8 protein-coding genes are annotated in these 7,026 nt (G+C 73.9%); 2 read left to right on the forward strand and 6 right to left on the reverse strand.

Annotated elements, in window-relative coordinates; translation table 11 throughout:
* The 6 genes from E1285_RS42020 to E1285_RS42045 form a co-directional block, all read right to left on the reverse strand.
* The coding region (locus tag E1285_RS42020) for a serine/threonine-protein kinase (RefSeq protein WP_132160371.1) at nucleotides 1-866 on the reverse strand (866 nt) is incomplete at its 3' end.
* Nucleotides 867-934: 68 nt separating this feature from the next.
* Nucleotides 935-1,789: a ribosome small subunit-dependent GTPase A gene (rsgA, locus tag E1285_RS42025; protein WP_243723434.1), complete on the reverse strand. Its 855-nt coding sequence runs from the start codon at nucleotides 1,787-1,789 to the stop codon at nucleotides 935-937.
* A gap of 169 nt (nucleotides 1,790-1,958) precedes the next feature.
* The gene (aroA, locus tag E1285_RS42030) at nucleotides 1,959-3,248 is read right to left on the reverse strand and encodes a 3-phosphoshikimate 1-carboxyvinyltransferase (protein WP_132160373.1); all 1,290 of its coding nucleotides are present in this window, start codon (nucleotides 3,246-3,248) and stop codon (nucleotides 1,959-1,961) included.
* A gap of 41 nt (nucleotides 3,249-3,289) precedes the next feature.
* Nucleotides 3,290-4,009 (reverse strand): zf-HC2 domain-containing protein, encoded by a 720-nt coding sequence (locus tag E1285_RS42035; RefSeq protein WP_132160375.1) that lies wholly within the window; start codon nucleotides 4,007-4,009, stop codon nucleotides 3,290-3,292.
* Entirely contained in the window at nucleotides 4,006-4,611 is a 606-nt protein-coding gene (locus tag E1285_RS42040) for a sigma-70 family RNA polymerase sigma factor (protein ID WP_132160377.1), read from the reverse strand. The genes E1285_RS42035 and E1285_RS42040 overlap by 4 nt, the downstream gene beginning before the upstream one ends.
* A 122-nt stretch (nucleotides 4,612-4,733) precedes the next feature.
* Complete coding sequence (locus E1285_RS42045; RefSeq protein WP_132160379.1) at nucleotides 4,734-5,621, reverse strand: DoxX family membrane protein; 888 nt, start codon at nucleotides 5,619-5,621, stop codon at nucleotides 4,734-4,736.
* A 52-nt stretch (nucleotides 5,622-5,673) separates the two neighbouring features.
* Here E1285_RS42045 and E1285_RS42050 point away from each other — a divergent pair, with 52 nt between their 5' ends.
* Nucleotides 5,674-6,462, forward strand: a complete 789-nt coding sequence (locus tag E1285_RS42050; protein WP_165966991.1) for an SOS response-associated peptidase — start codon at nucleotides 5,674-5,676, stop codon at nucleotides 6,460-6,462.
* Between the two features lie 124 nt (nucleotides 6,463-6,586).
* Nucleotides 6,587-6,916 (forward strand): TraR/DksA C4-type zinc finger protein, encoded by a 330-nt coding sequence (locus tag E1285_RS42055; RefSeq protein ID WP_132160380.1) that lies wholly within the window; start codon nucleotides 6,587-6,589, stop codon nucleotides 6,914-6,916.
* Nucleotides 6,917-7,026: the final 110 nt, after the last annotated feature.

A 7,026-nucleotide genomic window follows, 5' to 3' on the forward strand; every position in this document is an offset into this window, starting at 1 on the left:
GTCACGTCGCGCGGCCCCGGGACGGGCGGGGCGAACCGGGGCGGCTCCGGGACGGGAGCCGGGCCCTGCGCGACCTGGCGGAGCAGCCGTTCGGCCTCACCCGGGCTCACCCGCTGGTCCGGGTCCTTGCGGAGGAGGCCCTGGAGGACCGGGGCCAGGGGCCCGGCGTGCTCGATCGGGTCCGGATCGTCCGAGAGGACGGCGGCCATCACGCCCCATACGTCGGGCCGGTCGTACGGGGGGCGGCCCTCGGCGGCGGCGTACAGGGTGGCGCCCAGGGACCACAGGTCCGACGCCGGGGTCGCCTTCTGGTGGCGCGCCTGCTCGGGCGCCAGATACGCGGGCGACCCGACGATGGCCCCCGCCTGCGTGAGCGTCTCGTCGCCCGCCACGGTCGCGATGCCGAAGTCGGTGAGGACGGCGCGGCCGCGTGGCAGCAGCACGTTCCCCGGCTTCACGTCCCGGTGCACGACACTGGCGGCGTGCGCGGCGTTCAGCGCGTCCAGCAGGTCGAGCCCGATCGCCGCGACCCGGTCGGGCGGCAGCCGCCCCTCCCGCGCGATGACCTTGTCGAGGGCGTCGGCCCGGACGAGCTGCATCACGATCCAGGGCCGCCCCTCCTCCTCCACGACGTCGTGCACGGTCACGATGCCGGGGTGGTCGAGCCGCGCCGCGGACCTCGCCTCCCGGAACGTCCGCGCGTACATCCGCTCGACCTGCGCGTCGTCCAGTCCCTGAGGCAGCGACACCTCCTTGACCGCCACCTCCCTGCCGAGCGTGCGGTCGCGCGCCCGCCACACGGCGCCCATCCCGCCGCGGCCGAGCACCTCCACCAGCTCGTAACGCCCCGCGATCACCTGGACCATGGGGGGAGACGATACCGATGCAAGGCGGACACGTGGTTCCGCTCTGCGGGCCCCGCTGCCCGGATTCGCTATTCGGGTTCGCCCTCCCGGCTGGACAGCAGCCGCCGCAGCGAGTCGAGCCGGGCCCGGCTGGCGTGCCCGTCGGTCACCCAGCCGTCCAGGCCGCAGCTCTCCTGCAGATGGTCGCAGTGCGGCGGGCAGCGCTCGGCGGCGCCCTCCGCCAGGTCGTCGAACGCGTTGATCACATGCCGGGGCTCGACGTGCGCGAGCCCGAAGCTCCGTACCCCGGGGGTGTCGATGATCCAGCCGTCCCCGCCGGGCAGCTCCAGCGCGATCGCCGACGACGAGGTGTGCCGGCCCCGCCCGGTGACCGCGTTGACGTGGCTGACCGCCCGCTCGGCGTCCGGGACGAGCGCGTTCACCAGCGTCGACTTGCCGACGCCCGAGTGCCCGACCAGGACGCTCGTCCGCCCCGCCAGGTGGCCGCGCAGCTCGTCCACCTCGCCGCCCCGGCGCGTCACGACGTACGGCACGCCGAGCGGCGCGTACTCGGCCACCAGGGCGCCGGCGTCGGCGAGGTCGGCCTTGGTGAGGCAGAGCAGCGGTTCCATTCCGGCGTCGTAGGCGGCGACGAGCTGCCGGTCGATCATGCGCGGGCGGGGCTCGGGGTCGGCCAGCGCCGTCACGATCGCGAGCTGGTCGGCGTTGGCGACGACGACCCGCTCGAACGGGTCGGTGTCGTCGGCGGTGCGGCGCAGCGACGACGTCCTCGGCTCGACGCGGACGATGCGGGCCAGCGTGTCGGGGGCACCGGACACGTCCCCGACGAGCGCCACCCGGTCGCCCACGACGACGCCCTTGCGGCCCAGCTCGCGGGCGCGCATCGCGGTCACGCCCCGCTCGTCGCCGGATCCCGGATCCACCAGGCAGCGGTACCGGCCCCGGTCCACCGCGATCACGAAACCGGGTGCGGCGTCCTCGTGCGCGGGCCGGCGGCGGGTGCGCGGACGCGACCCGCGGCGCCCGGGCCGGACCCGGACGTCGTCCTCGTCATAGTCGTGCGTTCCTCTGGCCAGTGGTCCGTCCCTGCCGTCAGGCGGGCGCCAGCATCGACGCCCACGACTCCGTGAAGTTCGGAAGAGTTTTGCCCACGGTGCCCGGATTCTCCACCTCAATGCCGGGAACGGCCAGCCCGAGCAGGGCCGCCGCCATCACCATCCGGTGGTCGTCGTAGGTGCGGAAGACGCCGCCGCGCAGCGGCCTGGGCCGGATCTCCAGCCCGTCCGCCAGCTCCCGGACGTCGCCGCCCAGCCCGTTGATCTCGGTGGCCAGGGCCGCGAGCCGGTCCGTCTCGTGGCCGCGCAGGTGCGCGATGCCCGTCAGCCGGGACGGGGAGCCGGCCAGCGCGGCCAGGGCCGCGAGCACGGGCGTCAGCTCGCCCACCTCGTGCAGGTCGGCGGTCAGCCCGGAGAACCCGCCCTGACCGGAGAGTCCGGCGGGGCCGCGGACGGTCAGCCCTTCCCGCCCGAGGGACACCTCCGCGCCCATCGCGCCGAGCAGCCCGCGCAGCGCGTCGCCCGGCTGCGTGGTCTCCGCCGGCCACCCGGGCACGGTGACGCGCCCGCCGGCGACCAGCGCCGCGCCGAGGAACTGCGCCGCGTTCGACAGGTCGGGCTCGATCAGCCACTCGCCGCCCCGGATCGGGCCGGGCGCGACGCGCCACACGTTCTCCTCCGCCTCGACCGCCGCGCCCGCCTCGCGCAGCATGTGGACGGTCATGGCCAGATGCGGCGCCGACGGCACCGGCGGGCCCTCGTGCCTGATCTCCACGCCCTTCTCGAAGCGCGGCGCGGCCAGCAGCAGCCCGGACACGAACTGGGACGACCCGGACGCGTCGATCGTGACCTGCCCGCCGTTCAGCGAGCCCGTCCCGCGCACGGTGAACGGGAGGGCGCCCCGCCCGGCGTCGTCGATCCCGGCGCCGAGCGCCCGGAGCGCGGCGACGATCGGGCCCATCGGCCGCTCCCGGGCACGCGGGTCACCGTCGACGAAGACCTCGCCGGACGCCAGTGCGGCGACGGGCGGCAGGAACCGCATCACCGTCCCGGCGAGGCCGACGTCCACCCGCGCCGGGCCCGCCAGCTCGTCCGGCAGCACCTGCCAGTCGTCGAAGTCGTCCCCGATCCCCGCGCCGAGCGCCCGGAGGGCATCGGCCATCAGCTCGGTGTCGCGGCTGCGCAGCGGCCCCGTGATGCACGCGGGCTCGCCGGCGAGCGCCGACAGGACCAGCGCCCGGTTCGTCATCGACTTCGAACCGGGCAGCGGCACGGTGGCGTCGACCGGGGCATGGGCGACCGGGGCGGACCAATGCGGAGTGGGCATGCCCCAAGGTTATCGGGCCGGCGGCAGTCCCGGCCGGGTGCTCAGAGGGGGATGGTCAGCAGCGTCCCGCCGCTCTGGAGCCGCACCTCGAAGCGGGCGATCTCCTGGCGGGTGAGGCCCGTCCCGCCCTGCATGACGAGCGGCTTGGGCTGGCCCGGCACGCCGTAGCCCTTGTCCGGGACGCGCCAGCCCGCGACGACGCCGCGCTCACCGGTCCGGGACACGGCCTCCAGGCGGCACCGCAGCGGACCCTTGATGCCGCGCAGCTCCAGGCCGACCTGTGTGCCCCACCCCTTGTCGACCAGGCCGACCGCGCCGGACGCGCCCGTGCTCGCGTTCGCCCCATGGAACCTGTCGCCGGTGATGGCCGCGGGCGGCTGCGGCCGGACGGTCTCGTCGTCGCTCAGCACCGTCCCGACGCCGATCCCGGCGGCCAGCGCCGCGGCGGCAGCCGCCGAGCCGACGACGTAGGCGCCGCGGCGGAACCTGCGGTCCTCCTTGCGCCGGCGCCGCATCATGTCGATCACCGGCGCCGGTGGTGCGGACGGCTCGTCCTCACCCCCCTCCGGCGCGGGCCCGTTCCCGCCGGATGCCGCACCGCCGAGCGCGGACAGGACCCGGGCCGTCCCGGCCATCTCGCCGAGCTCGGCCTGGCACGTGCCGCACTCGCGGAGATGGGCCTCGAAGGCCCGCCGATCGCCGTCTTCGAGAAGGCCCAGCGCGTACGCGCCGACGTCGGTGTGCTCGACCTGCGAACTCATGAGGTCACCCCCCTCTCCTCCAAGGCGACCCGCAAGGCGCGAAGCGCGTAGTACACGCGGGACTTGACCGTCCCCACCGGAATGCCGAGGTACTCGGCCGCCTGATTCACCGTACGGTCGCGCAGCACCGTCTCCGTCAGCGCCTGCCGGTGCGCCGGGGACAGCGACTCCAGCGCTTCCGTCACCACGACCTTGCGCAGCAGGCCGTCCATCTCGTCCGCCATCGGGAGGTTCTCCAGGGGGCCGTCGCCGACCTCCGGCGGCCGGACCTCGCGCTGCCGGTGGTTGTCGATCACGATACGCCTGGAGACCGTGGCCAGCCACGGCATCAGCGAGGACGTGCGGTCGTCCAACCGGTCCGCGCTGCGCCATGCCCGGATCATGGTCTCCTGCACCACGTCCTCGGCCCACTGGCGGTCGCCGCCGGTCAGCCGGAGCACGAACGCGAGGAGCGGCCGATGGTACTCGCGGTAGAGCTCCGCGACGATCTCCTCATCGCGCGCGGCCCTGTCGGTCTCAGGGCCCGGCCGCGCCGTGCCGGGGCGGCGGAGCAGGCTCCGCACCCCGCCGGTCTGGCGACCGGTCGATCCGGGAACTGCCATGGCCGGGGCGTCTCCGTTGGGGGGAAGGGGACGGGTCGAATCTGCTGGTCCCTGGCAGTACGGGACCGCCCCGGCCCGCGGTTCAACGGATTTGAGGCTCCTTTAAGGTTCTCTTCGGGAAATCAGCGCTGGACGGCCTGCTTGACCTTGCCGGCCTGCACCGCCGTCCCCGCCTTGACGGTCTTGCCGGCCTTCATGGCCTTCGCCGCCTGCGTGGCGGTCCCGGCCTTGACCGTCTGGCCGGCCCGCGCGGCCCGGCCCGGCTGGGCGGCCCTGCCGGCCTTGAGCGCGCTGCCCGCCTTGAAGTTCTTCAGCGCGCCGCCTGCCTTGCCCGCCTTCTGCGCGCCCGCCTTGCCCGCCTTGGCCGCGCCGCCGGCCTTGCCCGCCTTGAACGCGGCGCCCGGCTTCGCCGCCCTGGCGGCCTTGGTCGCCTTGGCGGTCTGCTTGGCGGCCTTGCGCCCGCCCTCGGCGCGGGCGACGCGCACCTGACGGGCCGCCTCGCGGCGGGCGTCGCGGAGCGTGGCGGCGGCCTCCTTGCGCAGCACCTTGGCGTCCGCGCCGCTCTTGATCTGCGTCTCGCGCGCGGCCCGCCGCAGCTCCGCCATGCGCGGCGGGCGGCGCGGCTCGGTGGCCACCATGAGCAGCGCGCCGAACATGCCCGCGTTCTTCAGGAGGTGGGAGCGCTCGCTGGCGCGGCGCTCAAGATCGTTCTCGCTCCAGAAGCGGTGCTCGGTCGCCAGCGCGGGGACGAGCTGGGCGGCGAGCAGCAGCGTGGTCAGCCGCCGGAACTTGCCGGTCAGCAGCATGGCACCGGTGCCGAGGCTGAGCGCGCCCTCCATCCGGACGAGCGTTTCGGGGTCCTTCGGCAGCCATTCGATCCGGTCGGCCACCGGCTTGACCGCGGGGCCGACCCGCTCGGCGCGCTCGCGCGGGTCGCGGATGGCCTCAAGGCCGGTCATGATGTACGGCGCCGCCACGAACGGGCGGGCCAGGGTCGTGAAGGGTCGCATGACCCGCTACATGCCCATCACGTCGCGGCTCAAGCACGGCAGGATGGGTCCCATGTGCGGACGCTATGCCACCACCCGGGCGCGTCAGGAGCTGCTGGACGAGTTCCAGGTGCAGCTCGACGCCGTCGACGGGGACATCCAGCCCGACTACAACGTCGCTCCGACGAAGCAGGTTCCGGTGGTCCTGAACCGCCGGCCCAAGGACGCCCCCGAAGAGGAGGCGGCCGTCCGGCAGCTGCGGACGGTCCGCTGGGGACTCGTCCCGTCGTGGGCCAAGGACATCTCCATCGGCTCACGCATGATCAACGCGCGGTTCGAGACGGTGCACGAGAAGCCGTCGTACCGCCGCGCGTTCGCGCGGCGGCGCTGCCTGCTCCCGGCCGACGGCTACTTCGAGTGGTACACCCTCCAGGACCAGGGCGACTCGCCGGATCCGGCCGAGGGCGAGAAGAAGGCCAAGAAGAAGAAGCCGCAGAAGCAGCCGTACTTCATCCGCCCGAACGACGGCGCCGTGATGGCGATGGCCGGTCTCTACGAGTTGTGGAAGTCGCCCGAGGACGAGTGGGTCTGGACGTGCACGGTGATCACGACCGACGCGCCGGACGATCTCGGCCGGATCCACGACCGGATGCCGATGATCGTCGAGCCGGACCGCTGGGACGCCTGGCTCGACCCGGCCCTGACCGGAACCGAGGAGGTCCGCGGCCTCCTGGTGCCCGCCATGGCCGGGACAATGGACGCCTACCCGGTGTCAAAGGCGGTCAACAGCGTGAGAAACAACGGTCCGGCACTCATAGAACCCGCGACTTCTGGGGATAGTCCTGGCAACCATTCGGACTGAGTGATTTTCATCCGGCCTGTGACCAGGGGCCGGCACCGGAGCAGCCCCACGAGGATGAAGATTATTCACTTGTTCTGACCGGCGCATTGCCCGGAAGCCCCCGCCGGGAGGAGTTCGCAGGATCGTGGACACCGCCGCAGCCCGTTCCCGCCTCGAGTCCATGATCGAGGACCTGGACCGCTCGATCGCCATTCTTCGCGGAGAGAGCCCCGAGCGCGACAATTCAGCCGCGGACGCCGGGGCGGGCCTGACCGCCCATGACCGCGTGGAGGCCGCCCTGGACTCCCTCGAACGCCACCGCCAGGGCGTCCTCGCCGCCCTGGAGCGGATCGACGACGGCACCTACGGTCGGTGCCTGGCCTGCGGCCACGCCGTCCCCGAAGGCCGCCTGGAGGCCCGCCCGGACGCCTCCCGCTGCATAACCTGCCAGTCCGAACACGACCGCCGCCGCTAGACCGCCAGCGTCGACTTGCGGCGGGCGCTGGCCAGCAGGTGGATGCCCATGGACTCGTCGGGGTGTTCGGCGTTGAGTTCGGTGCGGACCAGGCGGGGGAGGGTGCGGGG

It is taken from the genome of Actinomadura sp. 7K507 (assembly GCF_004348425.1).
GTDB lineage: Bacteria > Actinomycetota > Actinomycetes > Streptosporangiales > Streptosporangiaceae > Spirillospora.